Annotated in this window: 21 protein-coding genes and 1 tRNA gene; 14 read left to right on the top strand and 8 right to left on the bottom strand. The window is 63.3% G+C overall.

Going from position 1 to position 25,118, the window contains the following annotated elements:
- Window positions 1-1,875, top strand: coding sequence for a CHASE2 domain-containing protein (locus tag AC07UR_RS02060; protein ID WP_209787760.1), 1,875 nt, complete (start codon window positions 1-3; stop codon window positions 1,873-1,875).
- A gap of 112 nt (window positions 1,876-1,987) precedes the next feature.
- Here AC07UR_RS02060 and AC07UR_RS02055 read toward each other — a convergent pair whose 3' ends face one another.
- On the bottom strand, window positions 1,988-2,605 hold the full coding sequence (locus tag AC07UR_RS02055) for a FecR family protein (RefSeq protein WP_173420945.1): 618 nt from the start codon (window positions 2,603-2,605) through the stop codon (window positions 1,988-1,990).
- 231 nt (window positions 2,606-2,836) lie between these two features.
- Here AC07UR_RS02055 and AC07UR_RS02050 point away from each other — a divergent pair, with 231 nt between their 5' ends.
- The 7 genes from AC07UR_RS02050 to AC07UR_RS02020 all read left to right on the top strand — a co-directional run bounded on the left by AC07UR_RS02050 (window position 2,837) and on the right by AC07UR_RS02020 (window position 11,567).
- Window positions 2,837-3,697 carry a tetratricopeptide repeat protein gene (locus tag AC07UR_RS02050; protein WP_173418870.1) on the top strand — a complete coding sequence of 287 codons (861 nt, stop codon included), beginning with the start codon at window positions 2,837-2,839 and terminating at the stop codon, window positions 3,695-3,697.
- A gap of 278 nt (window positions 3,698-3,975) precedes the next feature.
- Complete coding sequence (gene spdA / locus AC07UR_RS02045; RefSeq protein WP_173418869.1) at window positions 3,976-4,782, top strand: 2', 3'cyclic nucleotide phosphodiesterase SpdA; 807 nt, start codon at window positions 3,976-3,978, stop codon at window positions 4,780-4,782.
- Between the two features lie 40 nt (window positions 4,783-4,822).
- Window positions 4,823-5,137, top strand: coding sequence for a YkgJ family cysteine cluster protein (locus tag AC07UR_RS02040; RefSeq protein ID WP_209787763.1), 315 nt, complete (start codon window positions 4,823-4,825; stop codon window positions 5,135-5,137).
- Window positions 5,138-5,326: 189 nt separating this feature from the next.
- Window positions 5,327-9,034: a trifunctional transcriptional regulator/proline dehydrogenase/L-glutamate gamma-semialdehyde dehydrogenase gene (gene putA, locus AC07UR_RS02035; RefSeq protein WP_209787767.1), complete on the top strand. Its 3,708-nt coding sequence runs from the start codon at window positions 5,327-5,329 to the stop codon at window positions 9,032-9,034.
- Window positions 9,035-9,378: 344 nt separating this feature from the next.
- Window positions 9,379-9,963: an IMPACT family protein gene (locus tag AC07UR_RS02030; RefSeq protein ID WP_173418866.1), complete on the top strand. Its 585-nt coding sequence runs from the start codon at window positions 9,379-9,381 to the stop codon at window positions 9,961-9,963.
- Window positions 9,964-10,056: 93 nt separating this feature from the next.
- Window positions 10,057-11,043, top strand: a complete 987-nt coding sequence (locus tag AC07UR_RS02025) for an aldo/keto reductase (protein WP_209787770.1) — start codon at window positions 10,057-10,059, stop codon at window positions 11,041-11,043.
- A gap of 89 nt (window positions 11,044-11,132) precedes the next feature.
- Window positions 11,133-11,567, top strand: coding sequence for a DUF1810 domain-containing protein (locus AC07UR_RS02020; protein ID WP_209787774.1), 435 nt, complete (start codon window positions 11,133-11,135; stop codon window positions 11,565-11,567).
- A gap of 613 nt (window positions 11,568-12,180) precedes the next feature.
- Here AC07UR_RS02020 and AC07UR_RS02015 read toward each other — a convergent pair.
- From AC07UR_RS02015 to AC07UR_RS01995, 5 genes are all read right to left on the bottom strand, one after another.
- Window positions 12,181-12,257 (bottom strand) — tRNA-Arg (locus tag AC07UR_RS02015).
- Between the two features lie 160 nt (window positions 12,258-12,417).
- Window positions 12,418-13,899 carry a sensor histidine kinase gene (locus AC07UR_RS02010; protein ID WP_209787778.1) on the bottom strand — a complete coding sequence of 494 codons (1,482 nt, stop codon included), beginning with the start codon at window positions 13,897-13,899 and terminating at the stop codon, window positions 12,418-12,420.
- Window positions 13,900-13,921: 22 nt separating this feature from the next.
- Window positions 13,922-15,346: a dihydrolipoyl dehydrogenase family protein gene (locus AC07UR_RS02005; protein ID WP_209787782.1), complete on the bottom strand. Its 1,425-nt coding sequence runs from the start codon at window positions 15,344-15,346 to the stop codon at window positions 13,922-13,924.
- 16 nt (window positions 15,347-15,362) lie between these two features.
- Window positions 15,363-16,049 (bottom strand): TVP38/TMEM64 family protein, encoded by a 687-nt coding sequence (locus tag AC07UR_RS02000; RefSeq protein ID WP_412728334.1) that lies wholly within the window; start codon window positions 16,047-16,049, stop codon window positions 15,363-15,365.
- A gap of 358 nt (window positions 16,050-16,407) precedes the next feature.
- On the bottom strand, window positions 16,408-18,411 hold the full coding sequence (locus tag AC07UR_RS01995) for a methyl-accepting chemotaxis protein (protein ID WP_209787790.1): 2,004 nt from the start codon (window positions 18,409-18,411) through the stop codon (window positions 16,408-16,410).
- Between the two features lie 385 nt (window positions 18,412-18,796).
- Here AC07UR_RS01995 and rpmH point away from each other — a divergent pair, with 385 nt between their 5' ends.
- From rpmH to AC07UR_RS01965, 6 genes are all read left to right on the top strand, one after another.
- Window positions 18,797-18,931: a 50S ribosomal protein L34 gene (rpmH, locus tag AC07UR_RS01990; protein ID WP_077502936.1), complete on the top strand. Its 135-nt coding sequence runs from the start codon at window positions 18,797-18,799 to the stop codon at window positions 18,929-18,931.
- Window positions 18,932-18,951: 20 nt separating this feature from the next.
- On the top strand, window positions 18,952-19,350 hold the full coding sequence (gene rnpA, locus AC07UR_RS01985; protein WP_025425750.1) for a ribonuclease P protein component: 399 nt from the start codon (window positions 18,952-18,954) through the stop codon (window positions 19,348-19,350).
- Window positions 19,350-21,146, top strand: a complete 1,797-nt coding sequence (gene yidC / locus AC07UR_RS01980) for a membrane protein insertase YidC (RefSeq protein ID WP_173418859.1) — start codon at window positions 19,350-19,352, stop codon at window positions 21,144-21,146. The genes rnpA and yidC overlap by 1 nt, the downstream gene beginning before the upstream one ends.
- Window positions 21,147-21,303: 157 nt before the next feature.
- Complete coding sequence (locus AC07UR_RS01975) at window positions 21,304-22,218, top strand: DMT family transporter (protein WP_209787793.1); 915 nt, start codon at window positions 21,304-21,306, stop codon at window positions 22,216-22,218.
- Window positions 22,219-22,296: 78 nt separating this feature from the next.
- Complete coding sequence (gene yihA / locus AC07UR_RS01970; RefSeq protein WP_173418857.1) at window positions 22,297-22,950, top strand: ribosome biogenesis GTP-binding protein YihA/YsxC; 654 nt, start codon at window positions 22,297-22,299, stop codon at window positions 22,948-22,950.
- Between the two features lie 119 nt (window positions 22,951-23,069).
- Complete coding sequence (locus AC07UR_RS01965) at window positions 23,070-23,609, top strand: DUF1269 domain-containing protein (protein WP_173418856.1); 540 nt, start codon at window positions 23,070-23,072, stop codon at window positions 23,607-23,609.
- Window positions 23,610-23,772: 163 nt separating this feature from the next.
- On the opposite strand, the gene msrB is transcribed toward AC07UR_RS01965, so the two are convergent.
- Together msrB and AC07UR_RS01955 are read right to left on the bottom strand one after the other, a co-directional pair.
- A complete protein-coding gene (gene msrB, locus AC07UR_RS01960) occupies window positions 23,773-24,273 on the bottom strand; it encodes a peptide-methionine (R)-S-oxide reductase MsrB (RefSeq protein WP_173420944.1) in 501 nt (166 codons plus the stop codon).
- Between the two features lie 219 nt (window positions 24,274-24,492).
- Complete coding sequence (locus AC07UR_RS01955; RefSeq protein ID WP_173418855.1) at window positions 24,493-25,050, bottom strand: fasciclin domain-containing protein; 558 nt, start codon at window positions 25,048-25,050, stop codon at window positions 24,493-24,495.
- Window positions 25,051-25,118 lie beyond the last annotated feature (68 nt).

The raw sequence follows: 25,118 nt of genomic DNA, 5'->3' as shown, positions 1-25,118 counted from the left end.
ATGACCGCTCAATCTCGCCGGCGCTTTCGCTTCACACCGCTCGCCGGCGGGATCCTGACGAGCCTGGTCGTCGCACTGGCACTCTATTTCTATGCGGAACCGGTATTCGAAACGCAGCGGGAACTGTTCTTCGACAGCCTCACCCAATGGGTGCCCTCACCCCAGTCGCCTGACATCGTCGTCGTCGACATTGACCGCGCAGCCTATCAAAGCAGGCCGGGCGGCGATTGGGACAGGGCGGCAACGGCCGAGCTTCTGTCCGCACTGTCCGACGCCGGCGCCAAGGTCGTCGCCGTCGACTTCGTCTTCAGTTCCGATTGCGCGGCAGACTTGCCGGGCAACGGGCCGCTTTCGCAAGCGCTTTCGAAGGTACCCGTCGTCCTCGGCTTTCTCATTGCCGACACGCTGCAGGAGCGCCCGCGCCCCGTTCCGCCACTGGCGTTGAGCCGCCCTTTCGCAGCCCCCGAACTCTGGTTCCTTGACGGCGCGGAGACCTCCTGTCCCGGCTTCATGGACCGTGCCAAGGCGGCCGCCGCATCGTTTCTGGTCGGCGATGAAGACGCCCGCATCCGGCGAGTGCAAGCGTTCGCGGTCCTGGGCGAGGAAGCCTTTCCAACGCTTGGCATCGAAGCGACCCGGCTGATGGTCGGCGCCGGAACGCCGATCCTGGGCGGCGACCCGGCCTGGCTGCGCCTCGACCATCAAGTGGTGACACTCGACGATACCGGTAGCCTGCGCTTCGTGGCGAGCGATCCCGAGAGGATTGCCGCGCGGACGATTTCCGCGGCCGACATTCTGGCAAGGACGGCAGGCAAGGACAGGCTTTCGGGAAAACTCGTCTTTGTCGGCAGCAGCCTGCCCAATCTCGGCGGCCTCAGGCCCAGCGCCTCGATGCCCCTCGAGCCCTCGGTGCAGATCCACGCCGATATCGCCAACGCCATCGCCACCGGCTTCGTTCCCCGGCGCGACGCACGGCTTCCCGTCATCGAAGCCCTGTTCTCGCTTGCCGCCGGAATTGCGGCCGCCTACGGCGCGGCAAGGCTCAGACCAATGACATCGGCAACGCTCGGCATCATCGCGGTTGCAGCGGTCGTCGCGGCAACGATGGCCATCTACCGGACCAGCGGCTGGCTGGTGGATGCCGTCAGCATTTCGGTCGCGCTGGCCGCGGTGCTGGCGGTGACGAGCACGTTGCAATTTGCCCATATCCGGCGGGCGGAGGCGACGGCGCGGGAGAAATTCTCGCAATATCTGCCGCAATCCGTCGTCGCGCGCTACATCGACAATCCGGGTGCTGAGCGGGTTGCGGGCGAGGAACGGGCGGTGACAGCGCTCTTCACCGACATCGAGAGCTTTTCGACGCTGTCGCAGAAGCTCGGTCCGCGTGACCTCATCACCTTGCTCGACATCTATTTCACCGAGGTCAACGCGCTGGTGGCGCACTATGGCGGCATGGTCGACAAGGTGGTCGGCGATGCCGTGCACGCCTTCTTCAACGCGCCGGAGGATCTCGCCGATCATGTCGACAAGGCGATCGAATGCGCCAAGGCGATCCACGCGCTGACCGAGGAAATGCGGCGGCGGCCGCAGTTTGCCATGAGGGATTTCGGCCGCACGCGCATCGGCATCGAGACAGGCCAGGCGGTCGTTGGCGAAGTCGGCGCCGGTGGCAAGCTCGACTACACCGCCCATGGAGACGCCATCAACCTTGCGGCGCGACTGCAGGAGGCCAACAAGTTTCTGGGCACGGCCATCTGCGTCGGCCCGGCGGCCGCGGCGCAAAGCAAGCAGCACCTTCGCTCGCTCGGCAGCCATGAGATCCGCGGCTTTGCCCCGATGGAGCTCTTCACCGTCGCCGATCCCGAACAGGTCTAGCGTGCCAGTCGCCGCGCAAGGGGCAGGAAATCTGACGGAAGACAGAGGGCAGATTTAGAGCGTCGTGGCGTTGCCGCCTCGCCGCATTCCGCTTGCGGTGCCTGACGAACTGCTACAGCCCGACGCTGGCATAGGCTTCGCGGATCCGCGCCTGTCCCCAGTTGACCGGGGCGCTGGGCGCGTCGCCTCGCTGTTTGAACTCGACGCCCTGCCCGGCGGCGACAATCTGCGTGACACCGCCCGCCGCAACCGCGACGCTGCCGTGCTCGACGAAAACGGCAAAGGCGACCTTGCTCGGGCCGCAGAAGAACTTGGTGCCGCGAACGCCGATCATGCCGAAGGCGGTCCTGACGGCAACATCGACCTTGGGCAGCCCCTCGGGGCGATCGAACACCATTCGGCCGGTGCCGAGTTCCAGTGTCCCGCCCTGTCCGGCGATAAAACGATCGATCAGCAGATCGGTCTCAGCACCCAGCAGAACGCGGGTGTCGGCGCCCAGCGCCAGAGTGGCGAAACTCTCGGCCTGCGTGCGGACATGGTCGTTGTCGAAAAGCTGTGCTCCGACGGCCAGAGCGTCTTCCTGCTCTGCCTGCCGGCGACGAACATCGCCACGGATTTCCGTCGCCTTGCCGATCACGGGGCTCGCCCTCGTCGTTGCGACGCCGCCGCCCAAGGCGGCCAGCAACAGGCCGCCAACCACGACGCGCCTCTTCACCAGCACCTGCCGCATCGGCTCCCGGTCCTTCATGGTCCACCTTCCTTTTCGATGTGGTCGTGCCTTCGAGCGTCAGACTATCCCAGAGGATATCCCCGATATCAGGGGAAACAAGCCGCAGCCGTTTGGTGGTCTGCCCGACAGTGTCCGTCATTTCGCCAGAGCCCTCACAATCCGGCTGTTCCCGCCGGAACAGGCAGGTGGAACCCGTCGCGCTAGTTTCACCTCACGAGACGGGAGAGCATCATGGAAAACCAGCGCAAAACAGGCATTCGCATCGTCAACGCCGTGCTTCTTGCCATTGTCAGCGTCGTGGCACTGGCAGCGATCGCGCTCCCCTCTGCGCGTGCGGCCGATCTCTCGGCCGCCGACATCTGCGACCGTGAAGCGGGCAGCATCTTCGACCTGCAGCGCAATCAGGCCTACCCGGCCGTTGCCACCGAAGATCTGAAGATCGGCATCGCCCTTTCGGCCTGCCGCGAGGCCTATAACCAGCATGCCGGTGGCCGCACCGCGTTCCAGCTGGCGCGCGTTCTCGACAAGGCCGGTCAGAAGACCCAGTCGCACCATATTCTCGGCGAAGCGGCAGACCATGGTCATGCGCTGGCCATGACCAACTATGCGGTGCTTGTCGGCGAACAGGGCGATACCAAAACCGAATTCGCGCTCAACCAGAAGGCCGCGGCTGCCGGCAACATCCTGGCCGCCTACAATCTCGGCGTCGCCTATCGCGACGGCATGGGCACCGCGGCAAACGGCAGACTTGCGATCGAATGGTTCGAGCGGGCGACACTTGCAGGCGATGGCGTCGCGGCGTTCAACCTCGCGGTGATCCTGGATGAAGGCAAGCTGGTACCAGAAGACAATACCAAGGCGGCCCGGTTCTATCGTCTCGCCGTCGAGCGCGGCAATGTCGACGCCATGGTCAACCTCGGCCTGATGCTGGAAACCGGCGAAGGTGTTGTAAGGGATCTGCCCGCAGCCCGCGCCGTCTTCCGCAAGGCGGCAGCCGAAGGCGACGCCTATGCGGAGCGCAAGGTCGCCGAACTGAGTGGCGCCAGCGATTTCGAGACGGCCATGCTCGACAAGACGAGCCGCATCAAGTGATGTTTGCGGGGCGACCTGCAAGGGTCGGCCCGCAAAGCCTACTGCCCGCAATCGCTCTTGGGTGCCTCCCCCTGAAAATCCTGCCTCGCCTACGAAAATGCGCGAATTTTGCGGGTCCGTATCGCGCTATGTCGGCCGGCTGGCGAGCAAATGCTCTCCGTTCAGCGGCCATCGGCCAGCGATGAGCGACCAGCAAATCCCACCCAAAGATGCAGCTTGACGGCCAGCCGGGCGCACGACAGCTTGGACGGGAAGACACCCCCGCCCCTGGAAATGCGATGACGAAGCTGATTATCTTTACCGATCTGCACATGGTGCCAGAAGGTACGACCATCATCGGCATCGACCCCTATCAACGACTGGCCAACGGTATCGCCCATGTGAACCGCTACCATGGGGATGCCGATCGGGTGATCTTCACCGGCGACCTCGCCCACCACGGCGATCGTGTTTCCTACGAGCGATTGAAGACCCTTGTCGATCAATTGGGCCCACCCGCGGCGATCATGGTCGGCAACCACGACCGGCGCGATGTGTTCCTGGACGTCTTTACCGACGCTGTGACGGACGACGATGGCTTCGTGCAACAGGTGATCGACTTTGACGACTGCCGGGCGATCCTGCTCGACACGCTGTTTGCGCCGCCCTACGACTACCCCAACAGCCATGCCGGCCTGTTGTGCCAGAAGCGCCTTGCCTGGCTCGACCGGCAATTGGCTGATGCCGGCGACAGGCCAGTGCTGATCTTCATGCATCATCCGCCACATGCGACCGGCTTTACCGGCATGGACATGATCCGCCTGGTCAACGAGGTGGAATTCTATGCGCTGGCGAAGAAGCACGGCAATGTGCGCCACATCTTCGCCGGCCACGTGCATCGCACGATCGGTGGCTCTTGCCGCGGCATACCCTTCTCCGTTTTCAAGAGCCCTGTGCACCAGCAGCCGATGCCGTTCGATGCGCCGGATCCCTCGCTCTCGGTCGATGAACCCGCCGCGTACGGCATTGCCGTGGTTACGAGGGACGGCGTGCTGGTTCACACCGAAGATTATGAAATCGCCTGCAGGGACGCCGCCATCGCCTGAGGGGCATTTCGGCCAGCCGGCCTTCATGCTAGGTTGGCCCATGACCCAATTGACCGCGACCGATGAAACCCTCGACTGTCAGAGCTGCGGCGCCTGTTGCGCCTATTCCTCCGACTGGCCGCGCTTCTCGATGGAGACGGACGAGGAACTCGACCTGATACCGGAAGAGTATGTCGCGGCCGATCTCGGCGGCATGCGCTGCGAAGACGACCGTTGCACAGCGCTCGGCGGCAAGCTTGGCGTCCATGTCGCCTGCAAGGTCTACGCGGTCAGGCCAATCGTCTGTCGCACCTGCATGCCGGGTGACGACGAGTGTCTGATGGCGCGCGAACGGCACTTCGGACAGGCCGCATAAGACTTCGGATCATCCGGGACTCACGGATACATTCCGCATTCCCATCGGTTTCGCAGCGCTTGCATAGTGAAATATTCCGAGGTTGGTCGAATTTGCCGGATGGATGTTCGGCGGAACGACGCTTATTTTCTGCCCACGATATCCAGGGCGTATTGCGCCCTGTCACCGCCTTCCAAAGGACCGCGTTCGATGAGCCAGAACCAGCTTCACAAATCCAGCCCAACGGCCGACCAGGCGCCGGCACCCTTTGCCGATTTCGCACCGCCGATCCGCGAACAGAGCGCGCTCCGCCAGGCGATCACCGCCGCTTACCGCCGTCCCGAGACCGAAGCCCTGCCGGCACTCGTCGAGGCCGCGACGCTGCCGGTCGAGACACAGAAGGCGGCCGCACGGACGGCCCGCAAGCTGATTGAAGCGCTGCGCGCAAAGCACAAGGGTTCCGGCGTCGAAGGTCTGGTGCACGAATACTCGCTGTCGAGCCAGGAAGGCGTGGCGCTGATGTGCCTGGCCGAAGCGCTTCTGCGCATTCCCGACAAAGCAACGCGCGACGCGCTGATCCGTGACAAGATCGCCGACGGCGACTGGAAGTCGCATCTGGGCGGCGGTCGCTCGCTGTTCGTCAACGCCGCGACCTGGGGTCTCGTCGTCACCGGCAAGCTGACGTCGACCGTCAACGACCGTAGCCTTTCGGCAGCCCTTACGCGCCTGATCGCTCGCTGCGGCGAACCGGTGATCCGCCGCGGCGTCGACATGGCGATGCGCATGATGGGCGAACAGTTCGTCACCGGCGAAACCATCGACGAGGCGCTGCGTCGCTCGCGCGCGCTCGAGCAGAAGGGCTTCCGCTACTCCTACGACATGCTGGGCGAGGCCGCGACCACGGCCGAAGACGCCGAGCGCTACTACAAGGACTACGAAACGGCGATCCACGCCATCGGCAAGGCCTCGGCCGGGCGCGGCATCTATGAAGGTCCCGGCATCTCCATCAAGCTTTCGGCGCTGCATCCGCGCTATGTGCGCGCGCAATCCGCCCGCGTCATGGAAGAGCTGCTGCCGAAGGTGAAGGCGCTCGCCGTCATCGCGAAGAAATACGACATCGGCCTCAACATCGACGCCGAGGAAGCCGACCGCCTCGAACTCTCGCTCGACCTCCTGGAAGAGCTGTGCCTCGACAAGGACCTTAGCGGCTGGGAAGGCATGGGCTTCGTGGTCCAGGCCTATGGCAAGCGCTGCCCCTTCGTGCTCGACTTCATCATCGACCTTGCCCGCCGTTCGGGTCGCCGCGTCATGGTTCGCCTGGTCAAGGGCGCCTATTGGGACGCCGAGATCAAGCGCGCCCAGCTCGACGGCCTGGAAGACTTCCCGGTCTACACCCGCAAGATCTACACCGACGTTTCCTACATCGCCTGCGCCCGCAAGCTGCTGGCGGCAACGGACGTGATCTTCCCGCAGTTTGCCACCCACAACGCCCAGTCGCTCGCCACCATCTACGAACTGGCCGGCAAGGACTTCCAGGTCGGCAAGTACGAGTTCCAGTGCCTGCACGGCATGGGTGAGCCGCTCTATGACGAAGTCGTCGGCAAGGGTAATCTCGACCGGCCGTGCCGCATCTACGCGCCTGTCGGCACGCACGAGACGCTGCTTGCCTATCTGGTGCGCCGCCTGCTTGAAAACGGCGCCAACTCCTCCTTCGTCAACCGCATCGCCGACCCGAAGGTCTCGATCGACGAACTGGTCGCCGATCCCGTCGACATCGTGCGCGCCATGCCGGTCGTCGGCGCGACGCATGCGCAGATCGCCCTGCCCGTCGGCCTGTTCGGCGACGCACGCCCGAACTCCAGCGGACTCGACCTTTCCAACGAAACCTCGCTCGCATCGTTGACCGAGGCTCTGCAGGCAAGCGCTGCCGTCGACTGGCGTGCCGTTCCGCAGCTGGCAACCGGACCTGCCGCAGGCGAGACCCGTCCCGTTCTTAACCCAGGCGACCACCGCGATGTCGTCGGCGCTGTCACCGAGGCTTCGGAAGCCGACGCCCGCCAGGCGGCAAGCCTTGCCTCGAAGGCAGCTGCAAGCTGGTCGGCGGTTGCGCCGGGAGAGCGCGCGGCGATCCTCGTGCGCGCAGCCGACATCATGCAGGCCCGCATGCCGACGCTGCTCGGCCTGATCGTGCGCGAAGCCGGCAAGTCGCTGCCGAACGCCATTGCCGAAGTGCGCGAGGCGATCGACTTCCTGCGCTACTACGCCGAACAGACCCGCCGCACGCTTGGTCCTGCCCACAAGGCGCTTGGGCCCATCGTCTGCATCAGCCCCTGGAACTTCCCGCTGGCGATCTTCGCCGGCCAGATTGCCGCAGCCCTCGTTGCCGGCAACCCGGTGCTGGCAAAGCCGGCCGAGGAAACACCGCTGATCGCCGCCGAAGGCGTGCGCATCCTGCACGAAGCCGGCATTCCGGCCGACGCTCTGCAACTGCTGCCCGGCGACGGACGCATCGGTGCGGCACTGGTTGCTGCCCCTGAAATAGCCGGCGTGATGTTCACCGGCTCGACCGAAGTCGCGCGTCTGATCCAGGCGCAGCTTGCCGACCGGCTGTCGCCGTCGGGCCGGCCGATCCCGCTGATCGCAGAGACCGGCGGTCAGAACGCCATGATCGTCGACAGCTCGGCGCTCGCCGAACAGGTCGTCGGCGACGTGATCGCCTCGGCCTTCGACAGTGCCGGCCAGCGTTGCTCGGCCCTGCGGGTGCTGTGCCTGCAGGAAGATGTCGCCGACCGCATTCTGGCAATGCTGAAGGGCGCACTGCACGAACTGAAGATCGGCCGCACGGACAAGCTTTCCGTCGACGTCGGTCCTGTCATCACCGCAGAAGCACAAGGGATCATCGAGAAGCACATCGAGACCATGCGCGGCATGGGTCGCAAGGTCGAGCAGATCGGCCTCGCATCCGAAACCGGCCTCGGCACATTCGTGCCGCCGACGATCGTCGAGCTTGAAAAGCTCGCCGACCTCAAGCGCGAAGTGTTCGGCCCCGTCCTGCACGTCATCCGCTACCGCCGCGACGATCTCGACCGGTTGATCGACGATATCAACGCGACCGGCTACGGCCTGACCTTCGGCCTGCACACCCGCCTCGACGAAACCATTGCCCACGTTACGTCGCGGGTGAAGGCCGGCAACCTCTACGTCAACCGCAACGTCATCGGCGCCGTCGTCGGTGTGCAGCCGTTCGGTGGTCGTGGCCTCTCCGGCACCGGCCCGAAGGCCGGCGGCCCGCTCTATCTCGGCCGCCTCGTCGCCACCGCCCCGGTGCCGCCGCAGCACAGCTCCGTGCACACCGATCCGGCGCTGCTCGACTTCGCCAAGTGGCTCGACGGCAAGGGCGCCAAGGACGAGGCGGAAGCCGCCCGTACCGCCGGCAGCAACTCGGCCCTCGGCCTTATCTCCGAGCTTCCGGGGCCGGTTGGCGAGCGCAACCTCTATGCGCTTCATCCGCGCGGCCGCGTGCTTTTGGTGCCGGCGACCGAAACCGGCCTCTATCGCCAGCTCGGCGCGGCGCTTGCGACCGGCAACACCGTCGTTATCGACGCGGCTTCCGGCTTGCAGTCTTCACTGAAGGGCCTGCCGGCCAGTGTTTCCACCCGGCTGTCCTGGTCGAAGGACTGGTCTGCCGATGGTCCATTCGCCGGGGCACTGGTCGAAGGCGACGGCGAGCGCGTCCGGCAGGTCAGCAAGGTGATTGCCGGCCTGCCGGGTCCGCTGGTCCTGGTCCAGGCGGCCTCAACCGACGAGATCGGTCGCAACCCCGACGCCTATTGCCTCAACTGGCTGCTCGAAGAAGTCTCCACCTCGATCAACACGGCCGCTGCCGGCGGCAATGCCAGCCTGATGGCAATCGGCTGATCGAGACCGGGTCCACGAGTCAAGACTGCCTCTCCCGAACGCGGGAGAGGCGATGAAGGGGCTGGGGTCAACCCGGTGGCGATGGCCCTCCCCTCTCCTCCTCATCTCTGCGCTTGTCACAGAGATCCAGCTGCGCCGTGTCGGCGGCGCGAAAGAACCTTTCAACGCGACACCGCAAACCGAATATTCTCACGGCGCAGACGCGCCGTGACTGGATTCCTGTGACAAGCACAGCAATGAGGGCTGGTGAGGCTGATGTGCATGCCCGCGTCCGGTCGAAGCCGAACCACGGTGGCGCCAATCCGCACAATCCGTTATCAGCGTTATCCAAACGGAAGCAGCGGATGTTCACCCTCAAGCGCACGGAAACCTCGACGCAGGAAATCAAGAAGAGCCGGTTTGTGGCAATCTGCGCCCCCGTGCCCGACGAGCAGGCGGCAAAGGCTTTCCTCGCTCAGCATTCCGACCCGACGGCCAATCATAATTGCTGGGCCTGGCGCATCGGCCAGGCGTACCGCTTCAACGACGACGGCGAGCCGAGCGGCACCGCAGGCAAGCCGATCCTCGCGGCAATCGACGGTCAGGCACTCGATCACGTCGTTGTCGTGGTCACCCGCTGGTTCGGCGGTATCCTGCTTGGCAGCGGCGGCCTGATCCGCGCCTATGGCGGCACCGCTGCGCTCTGCCTGCGGGCAGCCGAGAAGATCGAGATGATCGAGACGGTGCGTGCCACCATCGCCTGCGACTTTGCCGATCTGGCACTGATCAAGGCAAGGCTGCTTGCCCGCGACGTGACGATTGCCAGCGAGACCTTCACTGACAAGGGGCCGGTGATGACGGTCGACATGCGCAAGGACGAAGCGGACGGCATTCTCGCCATGGTCACCGACCTCAGCCGAGGCCGTGCGGTCATTTCGACCGAAGACTGAACGGCTTCCTTTGCAGGCCAAATCATCATAAAAACGACCGACAAACTCGATAATATTCAATCCTGTAACAGGTTCGCCAAGGAGATGATCAGCATGAAAACGAGAGTTTTGGGCAAGACGGGCGCGACGATTTCTGAAATCGGCTTCGGCGCCTGGCAGATCGGCGGCTCCTGGGGCGACGTCAGCGAAGCGGACGGCAAGCGCGCGCTGAACGCGGCCCTCGACAGCGGCGTCACCTTCGTCGATACCGCCGACGTCTATGGCGACGGCCGCTCCGAAAAGATCATCGCCGCCGTCCTGAAGGAACGTGGCGGCGAAAGGCCGTTCGTTGCCACCAAGGCAGGGCGCCGGTTGAACCCGCACGCGACAGAAGGCTACACCGGCGCCAACATCGAGGCGTTCATCGACCGCAGCTTGAGCAATCTCGGTGTCGAGACGCTGGATCTCGTGCAGCTCCACTGCCCGCCGACCGAGGTCTACTACCGTCCGGATCTGTTCGGCGCGCTCGACCAGCTGATCACCAAGGGCAAGATCCGCCACTACGGCGTCTCGGTCGAGAAGGTTGAGGAAGCGCTGAAGGCGATCGAATATCCGGGTGTCGCCACCGTCCAGATCATCTACAACATCTTCCGCCAACGGCCGCAGGACCTGTTCTTCGACGAGGCGAAGAAGAAGAATGTCGGCGTCATCGTCCGCGTGCCGCTCGCCTCCGGGCTGCTGTCGGGCAAGATCAGCCGTGACACGGCCTTTGCCGCCGACGATCACCGCAACTTCAACCGCCACGGCGAAGCCTTCGACGTCGGCGAGACCTTTGCCGGCGTGCCCTTCGACGCGGCACTGGACGCCGTCGAGCAGTTGCGCCCGCTGGTGCCCGCAGGCGTGCCGATGGCACAGTTCGCGCTGCGCTGGATCCTGGAGCAGGAGGCGGTCTCCGTCGTCATCCCCGGCGCCCGCAACGAGGCGCAGGCGCAGTCCAATGCGGCTGCAAGCGCACTGCCTGCCATCGACGAGAAAACCAAGGCCGCCATCGCTGCGCTTTACGAGCGGCAGGTCAAGGTTCATGTTCATCATCGCTGGTAGAATGCACCGCGGCCGCCAATGGGCATGACCGGCGGCAATTGACATGGCCCTGGCGGGCACACAGACGCGCCAGGGCGAAAGTAGGGACCATGACCGACCCTTTCACGCTGCAACGCTTCGTCGACGCCCAGAGCCGCATTTACGCGGCGGCGCTCGACGAACTGCGGCGCGGCCGCAAGGAGACACACTGGATGTGGTTCGTCTTCCCCCAGCTTGCCGGCCTCGGACACTCGCCCATGGCCCAACGCTATTCCATTTCAGGCCTTCCGGAGGCTCGCGCCTACCTCGCCCACTCGATCCTCGGGCCAAGGCTCATCGATTGCACCGAGACCGTCAACGGCATTACCGGGCGTTCAGCACTCGACATCTTCTCCAGCCCTGACGACATGAAGTTTCGCTCGTCGATGACCCTGTTTTCGAAGGCCTCAGCCGCCGGCAACGTCTTCGATCAGGCACTTGAGCTTTACTTCGCGGGGGAAATGGATCGGCGGACGCTCGACCTGCTCGGCCAGCCTTCGGCATGAGTGCGTACAAGCGCAACGGGCTTCGGGCCCGCGCATCCCGTCAGACGCCGTGTGCGGCGCTCGCCAGGAAGAACAGGATCACGAAAGCGCAGACAGATAGCCCGGCAACAATCACCAGCAGCTCTTTCATCATGTAACGATACATCGGGCACCTCCTTTCCATTCCGCCGTCGCACGGCAAACCCAATGCGCGACGGGTACGGCAACGCTCCACCCGCTGCATGATTTTTTCTTCCAATCGAAACCGATCTGAAGACTCACGCAGCCGCGATGCGTCACCCTCTATATGGGAATCGCACGCGGCGGTTTTGACACGCCGACTTCAAAAAATTGTGAGGTCGCTTCCCTTTTCCGGTCGCTGCAAGCGCCTCCGGATCGTATCCGCCCGCCCCTTGCTCAGGCGCGACGCAATCGACTTTTATAAATCACATTATACTAATATATATAGGATTGTCACAGGCGTTTTTGCCCGCCGACCGAAAGACGTATCGCGCTCAAGTGGACTGGCTTGGAGAGGTAGACGGAATGGAATGTTGGCAGAACCCCGGGCGCAAACGCGCCGCCACCGCACCTTGCGGTGCTATCACTTGAACTGCTAAGTTATTGAGAAGAATGGCGCACCCGAAGAGATTCGAACTCCTGACCCCCAGATTCGTAGTCTGGTGCTCTATCCAGCTGAGCTACGGGTGCGTCTCGAAGCGGCGAACCGCTTGCGTGAGCGGTTCTCTAAAGAGTCCTTTCGGGGATTGCAAGCGCCGTTCGGCAAAAAAGTTTCATTTTTACGACGGCGAGGTTTCAAGCTGTGGATTTTCACGGCGAAATCGGCGCGCGATCTCACCCGCAAACCCCTTCAATGGCGGGCTTTGGAGCGAAATGCATCGAGTGGAACCGGACGGTCCGGTAGTTCGATGCGAAACAGCGTTCCCGGCGTCGGCTTTTCCACAAGGGCGATGGTGCCACCATGGGCGAGCACCAATTCGCGGGCAATCGCCAGCCCGAGACCCGTGCCGCCGGAGCGCGCCGAGCCGCGAAAAGCGGCAAAAAGGTTCTCGCGGGCCTTTGGCGGCATACCCGGGCCGGTATCATCGACGGAAATGGTGACGACGCTGCCCATGCGCATCGCCGAAACGCTGATCACACGCGGCCGTCCATCATCGGCCTCGTGATTCGTTAGCGCCTGGACAGCGTTGCGGCAGATATTGTGCACCACGCGGAACAATTGCTCGCTGTCGGCATCGACCTCGAGATCGTCCTGCACCTGGATCTGGAACTCGATGCCGGATTGCGGGTCGATCGAAAGCAACTCGGCGACATCCGAGACAAGTGGCTTCAGAGCAACGAAACGGCGATGCGGCTCGGCCTCTGTGGTGCGCCCGTAGGAGAGCACTTCGCGGGTATAGCCGACGGCGCGGTCGATCGCCCGCAGCAGTGTCGGCGCAAAGCGCTTGACTACGGGATCGTCGACATCGGCGAGACGGTCGGAGATCAGCTGCGCCGACGACAGGATGTTGCGCATGTCGTGGTTGATCTTCGACACGGCGAGACCGAGTTCAGCGAGGCTCTTCTGTTGCTTCAGCGTCTTCTGCAGCTCGCGCTGCATGCTGGCCAGATGCTGGCCGGCCACCGCCAGTTCGTCACGTCCCTCCGGCGGAACGAGCACGCGCGCCGGATTGGACGGGTCGTCGGAAAATTCCTGCATGCTCGCCGTCATCCGGCGGATCGGCACGATCAGCATCCGGTTGATGGCAAGAAAGATCAAGGTCGCCGTGATCAGCGAGATGATGATCGACAGGAAGAAGACATTGCGGGAATAGACCAGCATCGCCTTGTGCAGGCTGGCATCCGCCATGACCAGCTCGATCACCGCGTCGCTTTCGCCGAGCGGCCCGTAGACGCGCACCACGCGGTTGCCGCCGAACAGGAGCGTATCGAAGGCATCGTGGATTGCCGCAAAGGCGGTAAAATTGGCCGTGTCGTATTCGCCGTCGATCTCCGATGGCATGTCAGCGGCGGCGATCATCCGCGAGGCGTCCTTGCGGCGAATGACGATTGCCTTGGTCCCCGTCGCCATCAACGTGTCGTCCTGGACGTTGCGCGGCAGCTCGACATTCTGCAGGCCGTCGACGACGACGGCGGCGGCGGCAACCGTGTTCAACCGATCCTGAAGCCAGCGAATGCGCATGTTGGCAACCGAGGGCACGAAGATGAGCACCTCCGCCAGCATGACGAAAACGATCGTCAAAAGCAGCAGCTTGCCCGAGAGCCCACGGAAGAAACCCGCGGCAGCCCGCGGCGCTTCCCTCCCCGTCGTCGGCTGCGGCTCTTCGCTCATCGTTCCGAAAATTCCCTGTCCGTCAGCCGAAAACCCGCAAGGCCCTGATGGCGGACCGCACGACGGCATTCTTCGCCAGGGGCGCATAATAGGAGATGACCGCCTGTTTTCCAATCTCGGAAAGGGTCGGATAGGGTGCGACATAGCCGCGGATCTGCTTGAGCGTCATGGCATTCGCGACCGCAAGCGACCACATGTTGATCAACTCTCCCGCGCCGGGGGCGGCAATGCCGACGCCGAGGATGCGTCCACGGCGGCCGACGATAATCTTGATCAGGCCAGCTTCGGCCCCGTCCGTGCGGGCGCGATCGCTCAGGGCGAGGTCGGTCCTGATGATCCCGACGGCGCCGAATTCCTCCCGCGCCTTGGTCTCGCTCCATCCGACCTCGGCGATCTCAGGATCGGCGTAGGTGACCTTCGGTACGATCGCGCGGTCTTCCCGCGCCGGCAATCGGAACAGCATCTGCTGCAGCACGAGCCGAGCATGGTAGCTCGCCACATGGGTGAACTGCAGCCCGCCGGCAGCATCGCCGATCGCATAGACGCGGCGATTGCTGGTGCGAAGGTTCGACCCGACCTCTATGCCCTTGGCGTCGTGGTCTATACCGGCTGCAGACAAGCCGAGCGATGCATGGTTCGGGCGACGGCCTGCGGCGAGCAGGAGATCGCTGCCTTCGACCTGGAAAGCGCCGGTGCCATTCTCGCATCGCAGAACGATCCGCCCGCCACTTTGCACGGCCTCCAGGATCGTCGTTGCCTCGTGCAGGACCACGCCTTCGCTGCGAAGCGCGGCAATCGCGATCGCGGCCAGTTCCGGATCGGCACCCGATAACGCCCGTCGGCTTTCGATCACGGTGACTTCAGCACCGAGGCGGCGATAGGCCTGCGCCATCTCGGTGCCAACAGGACCTGCACCGACAACGATCAGATGAGCCGGCAGCCGGGTCAGATCGAACAGCGTTTCGTTGGTCAGGAACGCCACTTTGTCGAGGCCCGGAACATCAGGGATCGCGGGAGACGAACCGGTCGCGATCACGAACCGCCGGGCGCGGACGAGGTGGTCGCCTGCTGCAATGGTGTTTTCATCGACGAACCGGGCGGAGGATTGCAGCACTTCGACGCCGAGGCCGGCAAAGCGCTCGACGCTGTCGTGCGGGGCGATGCCGGCGATGACCTCGTGGATGCGAGCATGAAGGTGTTCATAGTCGACGACGGGCTCGCTTGCCGTCAGGCCGAACCGGCCGGCCGTGCGGATCGCCTGGGCGTGCCTGGCAGCGGCAATCAGCGTCTTCGACGGCACGCACCCATGGTTCAGGCAATCGCCGCCCATCAGGCCCCGCTCGATCAGGACCACCGGAACGCCGAAGGCGGCGGCACCAGCCGCAACGGAAAGTCCGGCGGCACCGCCACCGATCACGCAGATATCCGGATTGATGACCTTCGCCACGCCTGCCCCATGCCCTTCAAACAGCCTTGCGACGCGACCATACCCGCTTGAAGGCGAGTGGCAATGCCGCAATGAGCGCAAGTGCCACGAGCGCCAGGGTCAGCTTCGGCGTTGCAAAATCCGACAAAGACAGCTCGCGACCGGCGGAGGCCGAGCGCGCGATCACCTCATCGAGCCCACCGCCGAGCCAGGCATAGGCGAAGGTGGCGGGGATGATGCCGATCAAGGTCGCCATGGCGAACGTCCGCAATCTCACCTCGAAGAACGCCGGCGCAATATTGACGATGAAGAAGGGAAAGATCGGCGCCAGCCGCAGCACGAGAAGGTAGACAAACGCATTGCGGCAGAACCCGTCGGCAAAGCGTGCGAGGAATGGCCCGGCTCGTCGGCGCAAGAGATCGCCGAACATGCTGCGGGCCGCCAGAAACAGGAGGCAGGAGCCGAGCGTCGCGGCGCCCACGGCAAGAAGCCCGCCGCCGGCACAGCCGAAGAGAAAGCCGGCAAAGATCGTCAGGACCGAAGCGGCCGGGATCGAAAACACGACGACCGCGATGTAGACGAGGAAAAACAGACCGGCCGCCTGGGCAGGATAGGCTTCGACATAGAGACGCAACGCCTCGCGGTGATGGACGAGTGCGCCCAGCGACAAATAGCGCTGCAGACCGAACGCGTAGGCGGCAAAACCGCCGGCGACGAGAAGCATCAGCAGTACCAGTCGCCACGCAATCCTGCCGCGGTCTTCGGACGACCCCTCGTCAAGCGCCTGTGATGGCGTTGGAGGGGTATCCCCGGCTCTGTTGGTGGCGCTTCGGTACATGTGATTTCGTTTCTTGGAAAACTCTGTCCTTGCAGTATCGGCAATCCGCGCCGGCGACCAATAACGAATGGTCGCGTCGCAAAACGTCAGCGTGAACGGGCCGGCAAGACAACTCACGTTGCCGTGAGACGAAAGCCGTTGCGTCAACGGCAGTACCAGGATCGCTGTTTATCCACGAAAAACGCCCGCGGAGGCGTCAACCGTCCGCGGGCGTCGATGGCTGCGATCCGTCAAACCGGACGGATCAGAATTCTTCCCAGTTGTCCCTGGCGACAGCGGCCGAGGATCCGCCGCTGAAGGCGCGGGCGACGTTGCCCATCATCCGACGTGCGGGCGATTCCACCGGACGGCTGGTTTCCCGCGCCGGTGCGATCGAGCGCGCGGCCTGGGTCCCGTCGAGCTTGAAGTAGGCGATCAGGCTCGCCAGGTTGTTGGCCTCCGCCGACAGCTTGTGGGTCGCGGCATTGGCCTCTTCCACCATGGCGGCGTTCTGCTGGGTGACCTGGTCCATCTGGTTGACGGCGGTGCTGACTTCGCCAAGGCCGGTCGACTGTTCGCGCGCGGCCGTGGCGATCGAGTGGATATGGTCGTTGATCTTGAGGACGCGCTCCTCGATCTCTCCAAGCGCCGAGCCGGTCTCCTGCACCAGCCGGACGCCGGTTGCGACTTCCGAGCCGGACTTCGAGATCAGAGCCTTGATGTCCTTGGCCGCACTTGCCGCACGCTGGGCAAGCTCACGGACTTCCTGGGCGACGACGGCAAAGCCCTTGCCGGCATCACCGGCACGCGCTGCTTCCACGCCAGCGTTCAGCGCCAGCAGGTTGGTCTGGAAGGCGATCTCGTCGATGACGTTGGTGATCTGACCGATCTCGCTCGATGCCTGCTCGATGCGGCCCATGGCCTCGACCGCATTGCGCACGACGGCGGCGGATTCGGCAGCGCTCTCCTTGGCTTCGTTGACCATCACGGTCGCTTCCTGCGCCCGCTCGGTCGAACTGCGCACTGCCACGGTGATCTCGTCGAGTGCGGCCGAGGTCTCTTCAAGGGCCGCCGCCTGCTGCTCGGTGCGCTTCGACAGGTCATCGGCGGCAGAGCGAAGCTCGGACGAGTTGCCGTTGATCGAGTCCGTGGTGACACGCACTTCGCGCAGCGTCTTCTGCAGCGTCGACAGCGTCTCGTTGACGTTCTTCTGCAGTTCGGCAAAGGCGCCCTGGAACTGGCCGTTCATGCTCTGGGTCAGGTCGCCGCCGGCAAGGCTGGCGATGACGCGGCGCGTTTCGGCGATGCCGGCATCGACGCTGCCGACGAGCTCGTTGACGCTCGACGCGAAGCGGTTGAGATCGTCGTTCTCGTAGTCCTTGCCGATCCGCTTGGTAAAGTCACCGGCGGCGGCGGCCGAGACGACGACGCCAATGCTGGTCTGTAGGTCGGCGCTCTTTTCGCGCAGCGCCGCTTCCTGGGCGTTGAGATCGCGAACGGCAAGGCCGTTCTGCTTGAAGATCTGCACGGCCGCAGCCATTTCGCCGATTTCGTCCTTGCGGTCGGCAAAGGGCACGTCGGCGGAGAGGTCGCCACCGGCGAGCTGCTTCATCTTGCCCGTCAGGTCGAGGATCGGCCGGCTCAGATGGTTCGTGCCGATATAGAAGGCGGTGCCGATACCGACGGCAAGCCCGAGCCCGGCGATGCCGAGAATGATGACGATGACCGAACGCTCGAACGAGGCGATGTCGGCCTGGACAGTCTCGAGCGTTGCGAGGTTCGCTTCGACGACGGCGTCGATCTCGGCCTGGAAGGCCTTGCGGTTGGCGCGGTTGGCGTCGTTGTTGCCCTGCTCGTTGGCCGCCTGCGGCGAAACTTCCTGGCTAAGACGCGCTGTTTCAACGCGGAACGCCTTGAATTCGTCGGCGCGCTTCATCAGCGCGTCGAACGAGCCGAGCTTGTCGGCCGGCACGAGTGGGCGCCATTCCTTGAACAGCACATCGATCTTTTCGAGATTCTTCAGAATGCCCTCGGCAAAGGGCTTTGCCTTTTCGGTGGTCGGCGCTGCGTAAATTCCGCGCGCTTCCATGACGACGCCGGTGACCAGTCGATTGAGGTGCTCGCCGTTGAAGGCACGCTCTGAGGCGTTCTGATACTGATGGAACCGGCTGTTGTATTGAGAAACGACCAACAGTGACATGCCGGTCACCGCGATCGCCAGGAGGCTCATGACCCCAACGATCAGATTGATCTTACCGCGTATTTTCATCCCTGCCTCCACGACACCGCGAGACTTGCCCGGTTATCGGAAGGTCGCGGCTATTGCACCGCGGCCACGCTAAAACATCCATGGTTAATAAAGATCATCGTGGACAGCAGGCATTCTAGGGAGGGCGTGTTAGCTCTCTGTTTACCAACGTGAGATAGCGCGCCGCGGTGCATGCGCGCGAAATCGAGGTCGCGCCGACACCGGGTTACGATCACTTTTGCCTGTTGGACCGGCCCGCGCGATTGACTTTCCGGGAAAATTGCCTTTATAAGCCGCCCACGTCCGGCCAAGCCTGCCTGCCCGACAGGCGGAGCTATGTCCTGAACGTAAACGCTCCTTGCTACATGCAAACCCAAGAAGGGCCGCACACCGCGGTATTAAATAAATGAAGCGTACTTACCAACCGTCCAAGCTTGTTCGCAAGCGCCGTCACGGCTTCCGCGCACGCATGTCCACCGCTGGTGGCCAGAAGGTCCTCGCAGCCCGCCGGGCTCGTGGCCGCAAGCGTCTTTCGGCTTAAGCCGAAGTTGCCCGAAACCAGTGTCCGGGCACATGACGTCAGATAAAGACAAAACGACTGTCGGGCGGCTGAAAAGCCGTCCGCAGTTTTTGGCCGTTCGGGCAGGAGAAAGCCGTAGAGGCCCGCTGTTTCTCCTCGAAGTGCTCGACCGCAACGATCCGGAGGGCGAAGCCCGCGTCGGCTTCACCGTCACCAAGAAACACGGCAATGCCGTCGAGCGAAACCGGATGCGCCGACGCCTGAAAGAGGCGGTGCGGCTTTCCGCCGGGTTTGCAATGAAACCCGGACACGACTATGTGATTGTCGCCCGACGCGATCTCCTGAATGCCCCCTTCGACGCCTTGACCCGGGGGCTTGGCGAGCGCATCGAAAACAAGCCGAAACAGAAGCGGCCGCCGGCCGGTTCCAGGAAACAATGATGGAAAAAAACCGCAACTATTTCGTGGCGATTGGCCTGTCCGTGCTGATCCTCGTCGCCTGGCAGTTCCTTTACGTCAATCCGAAGATTGAAAAGGAACGCATCGCTGCGGAAGCGCTGCAGGCCCAACAGGCTCAGCAGGCCCAATCGCAGCCGGGTACAACGGCGCAACAGCCGGCGACCGGACAGGCTCTGCCTGGTGGCACAGTTCCCGGTACGGGCGAAAACCGCGACCAGGCGCTGGCAAAGTCGGCCCGCGTTGCGATCGACACGCCTGCGGTTTCCGGTTCCATCAACCTGACTGGCGCGCGCTTCGACGATCTCAAGCTCAAGGCCTACCACGAGACCGTCAGCAAGCAGAGCCCGATCATCACCCTGTTCAGCCCGGCCGAGACCACCGACGGTTACTTCACCGAAATCGGTTATGTCGGCGACGCGGCAAGCGGCAGCGTGCCAGGTCCGCAGACCGTCTGGACGCTTTCGGGCGGCGACAAGCTGACGCCCGCGACACCGGTGACGCTCACCTACACCAACGAGAAGGGCATCACCTTCAACCGCACGATCTCGATCGACGACCGCTACATGTTCCAGGTGGTCGACAGCATCAAGAATGCTACGGCTGAACCTGTATCGCTGTCGTCCTACGGCCGCGTGACGCGCTTCAACAAGCCGACGACACCGAGCGTCTACGTTCTGCATGAAGGCTTCATCGGCTACATCGGCGAGCATGGCCTGCAGGAAGTCGGCTATTCCAAGATCGAGGACGACAAGGCGATCGAGCCCGGCAAGGCGACTGGCGGCTGGCTTGGCATCACCGACAAATATTGGGCCGCAGCGGTCATTCCGCCGCAGGCAACCCCTTTCGAGACCCGCTTCTCGCACTTCACCGACGGTCGCGCCCGCTTCCAGAGCGACTACAAGAGCGACGCAATCACCATTGCCCCCGGCCAGTCCTCGGAACTCAAGAACCTCGTCTTTGCCGGCGCCAAGGAAGTTCCCGTCGTCGACAATTATGAGGCCGCCTATTCGATCCCCAACTTCGACAAGCTGATCGACTGGGGTTGGTTCTACTTCATCACCAAGCCGATGTTCAAAATGATGGATTACTTCTATCGTTTGATCGGCAATTTCGGCATCGCCATCCTGATCACGACGATCGTGGTCAAGCTCCTGTTCTTCCCGCTCGCCAATAAGCAGTACGCTTCGATGGCGAACATGAAGAAGGTTCAGCCGAAGATGGAAGAGCTGAAGAAGAAGTTCGGCGACGACCGCATGGGCCTGCAGCAGGCAATGATGCAGCTCTACAAGGAAGAGAAGATCAATCCGCTTGCAGGCTGCTGGCCGATCCTGATCCAGATTCCGGTGTTCTTCGCGCTCTACAAGGTGATCTACATCACCATCGAAATGCGCCACGCACCGTTCTTCGGCTGGATCCACGACCTCTCCGCGCCGGACCCGACGACGATCTTCAACCTCTTCGGCCTCTTGCCGTTCGACGCACCGTCGTTCCTGCACCTCGGCGTCTGGCCGATCATCATGGGCATCACCATGTTCGTGCAGATGCGCATGAACCCGACACCGCCCGATCCGACCCAGGCGATGCTGTTCACCTGGATGCCCGTGGTCTTCACCTTCATGCTGGCCTCCTTCCCGGCCGGTCTGGTCATCTACTGGGCCTGGAACAACACGCTTTCGGTGGCGCAGCAGTCGATCATCATGAAGCGCCAGGGCGTGAAGATCGAGCTATTCGACAATCTGAAGAACCTGTTCTCGAAGAAACCCAAGCCGGCGGAATAACGCCGGCAGACAGAGCGCTTGCAAGGCCCCGGATCGAAAGGTCCGGGGCTTTTTCGTTGGTACTTACCCCTGTTTGCGACGAGCCTTTGTCGCGGATACCTGAGCCTGCGCGCACATCGTGCTTTATTCTCCGACCATCGCCATCCGGATCCTGACGATGTCGCAGTCGACCCTCCGCCCAGCGACGACGCCAGCGCAAAGCCGTACAGGCGGCGTTTTGCTCGTGCTCGGCTCAGCCATTGTCTGGAGCTTCGGCGGCACGCTGGCGCGGTTCCTCGATATCACCGACGGCTGGACGATTGTCTTCTGGCGCTCGACGTTCGCGGCCCTTTTCCTCGCTGGCTTCATGCTGGTGCGCGATGGCGCTGGCAACATGGCGCGGCTGTTTCGCGAGATGGGCTGGCCGGGCATTGCGGTCGGTTGCTGCTTTGCGATCGCCTCGACCAGCTTCATCCTGGCACTCGCCTACACCACGGTCGCCAACATCGTGCTCATCCAGGCCGGCGTACCGCTGATCGCAGCCCTCATCGGCTGGCTGCTTTTCCGCGAACGTATTTCGACCACCACTTGGGCGGCAATCGCCGCGGTGATCGCCGGCGTCGTCGTGATGGTATCGGATTCGATTGGCGGCGGCGTCTCGCCGGTCGGCGATGCACTGGCGCTGCTGATTGCCTTCGCCTTTGCCTCGGCCACTGTGATCACCCGCCGCTACGCCCATGTCCGCATGGCACCGGCCGCTTGCTTCGGCACCATCGTCGCTGGCACGATTGCGGCGACGCAGGCTTCCGGCTTTGCCGTCACCACGATCGACCTTGCCATCCTTGTCGCCTTCGGCGCGCTCAACTTCGGCCTTGGCCTAGCACTGTTCGTCACTGGCGCACGGCTCATCCCCTCGGCGCTTGCCGCTCTGCTCGGCACGCTCGAAACCGTGCTGGCACCGCTCTGGGTCGCCGCGATCCACGGCGAGATCCCGCGCACCAACACCATCGTCGGCGGACTGATCGTCCTTGCGGCCCTCCTGGTTTACCTGACGGTTGAGCTCCTGCGCGAGCAAATCCGGCCCGTTCGGTAGCCGCAGCCCGCCGAAAGCTTGACATCGCCGGCCAAAACCGTGAAGCCAAGTCCAATCTCGACGAAGGAACTGACATCGATGGCCGACACAAAGACAAAAGACGACAAGCCGCTGTTCGGCCGGCCGTGGATTTTCATTCGCGGCGTCCCGGCGATGAAGTTCCTGCCGCCGGAAGGCCCGACCGAAATCGCCTTTGCCGGCCGCTCCAATGTCGGCAAGTCGTCGCTGATCAATGCGCTGGTCGGCCAGAAGGGCTTGGCGCGTACCTCCAACACCCCCGGACGCACCCAGGAACTCAACTACTTCGTGCCGGATGGCTTTTCCGGCGAGGCGGGCGACCTGCCGCCGATGGCGCTGGTGGACATGCCCGGCTACGGCTATGCCCAGGCGCCGAAGGAACAGGTGGATGCCTGGACCAAGCTGGTGTTCGACTACCTGCGCGGTCGCGCGACGCTGAAGCGCGTCTATGTGCTGATCGATTCCCGCCACGGCATCAAGAAGAACGACGAGGACGTGCTGTCACTGCTCGACAAGGCGGCTGTGTCCTACCAGATCATCCTGACCAAGACGGACAAGATCAAGGCCGCCGGCGTGCCGCGGCTGATTGCCGAAACGCTCGAGAAGATCAAGAAGCATCCTGCCGCCTTTCCCGAGGTTCTCTCCACCTCGTCGGAAAAGGGTGAGGGCATCGACGAGCTGCGCGCGACGATCGAGCTTGCACTTTCGCGCTGATAGCGGAAACCTCCGACAAGTCTTTGATCTCCGTCACTACCCTGACATGCAAACCGCTCTATCTCTGCCGTGCGGTCGCGCTTTTCCTTGCGCGATGGCGTCAAGGATAGGAGAGACACATGTCCGATTTGATCGTTGTGGGATTCGATACGCCTGACGAAGCAGACAAGGTTCTCGTCAAGCTCGCCGGCCTCAAGAAGGAATATCTGATCGACCTCGAGGACGCCGTCGTCGTCGTGCGCGACGCGGAAGGCAAGGTTCACCTGAAGCAGAGCCTCAACCTGACCGCGATCGGGGCGACATCCGGGCTCCTGTCCGGCTCGATCTGGGGCGGGCTCGTCGGGCTCTTGTTCCTCAATCCGCTCGCCGGCTTTGCCATCGGCGGCGCGCTTGGCGCCGGCGCCGGCGCGCTCTCCGGCTCGCTCACCGACTATGGCATCGACGACGACTTCATCAAATCGCTCGGCAACACCATTCCGAACAACTCGTCGGCGCTGTTCATCCTGGTGCGCAAGGTCCAACCGGAAAAGGTTCTCGCGGAATTCTCGGGCCTGCGCGGTCGTGTGCTGAAAACATCGTTGTCGCCCGAGCAGGAGCAGAAGCTCCAGGCGGCTCTCTCCGACGCCCAGACGCCTTCGCCGCAAGCCGGAACGTTCTGAGGCGCTCCGGCCGCGTGATCTTTCCTGCGGGCGCTAGAGCATCCTGCCCTCAAGTGGAATCACTTGAGGGCAGAAAGATGCTCTAGAATTGAAGTCCTAGAGCGTCCTTTGTGCGTTCATATGAACGCACGGCGCTCTAGTAGTAACCCGCAGGAACAGCCCGCTAGGCGCTTGCCGGCACGAATGTCAGCGCGAAACCATTGATGCAATGGCGCATGCCTGTCGGCGGCGGGCCATCGTCGAAGACGTGACCGAGATGCCCGCCGCAGCGATGGCAGTGACATTCCGTGCGTGTCATGAACAGCGACTTGTCTTCGCGCGTTGCCACGCCACCGGGCAGGGATTGCCAAAAACTCGGCCAACCGGTGCCGCTGTCATACTTGGCTTCGGATGAGTAGACCGGGAGCGCGCAACCGGCGCATTGAAAGATGCCCTTGCGCTTCTCGTTATTGAGCGCGCTGGTAAACGGCCGCTCGGTGTCCTCGTGGCGCAGGATCCGGTACTGCTCGTCGGTCAGGATTGCCCGCCATTCGGCGTCGGTCTTGGTGACCGCGAAGGTTTCGCCAGAGGCCGCACGCGCCGGTAGCGGAAACCCTTTCGCCGCCGCGATCGCGATCACGCTCAGCGTTCCGCCGAAGATCAGAAAGTTCCGCCGGTTCACAATCGAACCCTCCTTTTCATGCCCCTGACGCTGCCGTGTCGAAGATAACCATCGTCCGGTCAGGCGGCAAAACAAGACCGATCAAAGCGCCGTGATGGCGCCCAGTTGAAAAGGCCACCGATCGCAAGCGATCGGTGGCAGGAGCGCCGGTGCCACGGATGAGACCACCGGCGACGGATCGCCTGCGAATGTCTGCCGCGGCGATCCGGAGGAAGAGAGACCTCAGCCCTTGGGCAGGAGCACCTTGTCAATCACATGGATCACGCCATTCGACTGCTTGACGTCGGCGATGGTGACCGTGGCCGTACCGCCCGCCTCGTCGGTGAGCGTGATCTTGCCGCCGTCATCCTTGGCCTTGAGAACGCAACCGCCGACCGTCTTGACATCGTGTTCGCCACCATCGTCCTTGACCATCTTGGCGATGGCCGAAGACATCGCGTCGGCGGAGACGACATGGCAGGTGAGCACCTTCGCCAGCTTGTCCTTGTTTTCCGGCTTCAAGAGCGTGTCGACCGTGCCGGCAGGCAGGGCGTCGAAAGCCTCGTTCGTCGGCGCAAAGACCGTGAACGGGCCCTTGCCCTCAAGGGTTTCGACCAGTCCGGCGGCCTTGACCGCGGCGACCAGGGTCGTGTGATCCTTCGAGTTGACAGCGTTTTCGACGATATTCTTGTCCGCATACATCGCAGCGCCACCGACCATCGGGTTCTCGGCCTGGGCGATTGCAGCACTTGCCGTCAGTATGGCGATCGTAGCGAACGAACGGAGTCCAGAGGTGAACATCGTAGTCTTCCTTCCTGTTGAACCTGTCAGGGAGGCGACGAACAAGCCGCCTCGTTGAAACTGCCATT

Source organism: Ensifer sp. GW821-FHT05G01 (genome assembly GCF_059419585.1).
Note: the sequence above shows the minus strand (reverse complement) of the source record. Positions and strands in the feature narration are given on the sequence as shown.

Bases quoted from the DNA above. Each gene is read 5' to 3' on its own strand.
- spdA (WP_173418869.1), top strand. From the start codon at position 3,976: ATGACGAAGCTGATTATCTTTACCGATCTGCACATGGTGCCAGAAGGT.
- AC07UR_RS02030 (WP_173418866.1), top strand. From the start codon at position 9,379: ATGTTCACCCTCAAGCGCACGGAAACCTCGACGCAGGAAATCAAGAAG.
- rpmH (WP_077502936.1), top strand. From the start codon at position 18,797: ATGAAGCGTACTTACCAACCGTCCAAGCTTGTTCGCAAGCGCCGTCAC.
- putA (WP_209787767.1), top strand. From the start codon at position 5,327: ATGAGCCAGAACCAGCTTCACAAATCCAGCCCAACGGCCGACCAGGCG.
- AC07UR_RS02055 (WP_173420945.1), bottom strand. From the start codon at position 2,605: ATGCGGCAGGTGCTGGTGAAGAGGCGCGTCGTGGTTGGCGGCCTGTTG.
- yidC (WP_173418859.1), top strand. From the start codon at position 19,350: ATGGAAAAAAACCGCAACTATTTCGTGGCGATTGGCCTGTCCGTGCTG.
- AC07UR_RS02010 (WP_209787778.1), bottom strand. From the start codon at position 13,899: ATGAGCGAAGAGCCGCAGCCGACGACGGGGAGGGAAGCGCCGCGGGCT.
- AC07UR_RS02060 (WP_209787760.1), top strand. From the start codon at position 1: ATGACCGCTCAATCTCGCCGGCGCTTTCGCTTCACACCGCTCGCCGGC.
- AC07UR_RS01955 (WP_173418855.1), bottom strand. From the start codon at position 25,050: ATGTTCACCTCTGGACTCCGTTCGTTCGCTACGATCGCCATACTGACG.
- AC07UR_RS02040 (WP_209787763.1), top strand. From the start codon at position 4,823: ATGACCCAATTGACCGCGACCGATGAAACCCTCGACTGTCAGAGCTGC.
- AC07UR_RS01995 (WP_209787790.1), bottom strand. From the start codon at position 18,411: ATGAAAATACGCGGTAAGATCAATCTGATCGTTGGGGTCATGAGCCTC.
- AC07UR_RS02000 (WP_412728334.1), bottom strand. From the start codon at position 16,049: ATGCTTCTCGTCGCCGGCGGTTTTGCCGCCTACGCGTTCGGTCTGCAG.
- AC07UR_RS02050 (WP_173418870.1), top strand. From the start codon at position 2,837: ATGGAAAACCAGCGCAAAACAGGCATTCGCATCGTCAACGCCGTGCTT.
- AC07UR_RS01975 (WP_209787793.1), top strand. From the start codon at position 21,304: ATGTCGCAGTCGACCCTCCGCCCAGCGACGACGCCAGCGCAAAGCCGT.
- AC07UR_RS02020 (WP_209787774.1), top strand. From the start codon at position 11,133: ATGACCGACCCTTTCACGCTGCAACGCTTCGTCGACGCCCAGAGCCGC.
- AC07UR_RS01965 (WP_173418856.1), top strand. From the start codon at position 23,070: ATGTCCGATTTGATCGTTGTGGGATTCGATACGCCTGACGAAGCAGAC.
- yihA (WP_173418857.1), top strand. From the start codon at position 22,297: ATGGCCGACACAAAGACAAAAGACGACAAGCCGCTGTTCGGCCGGCCG.
- AC07UR_RS02025 (WP_209787770.1), top strand. From the start codon at position 10,057: ATGAAAACGAGAGTTTTGGGCAAGACGGGCGCGACGATTTCTGAAATC.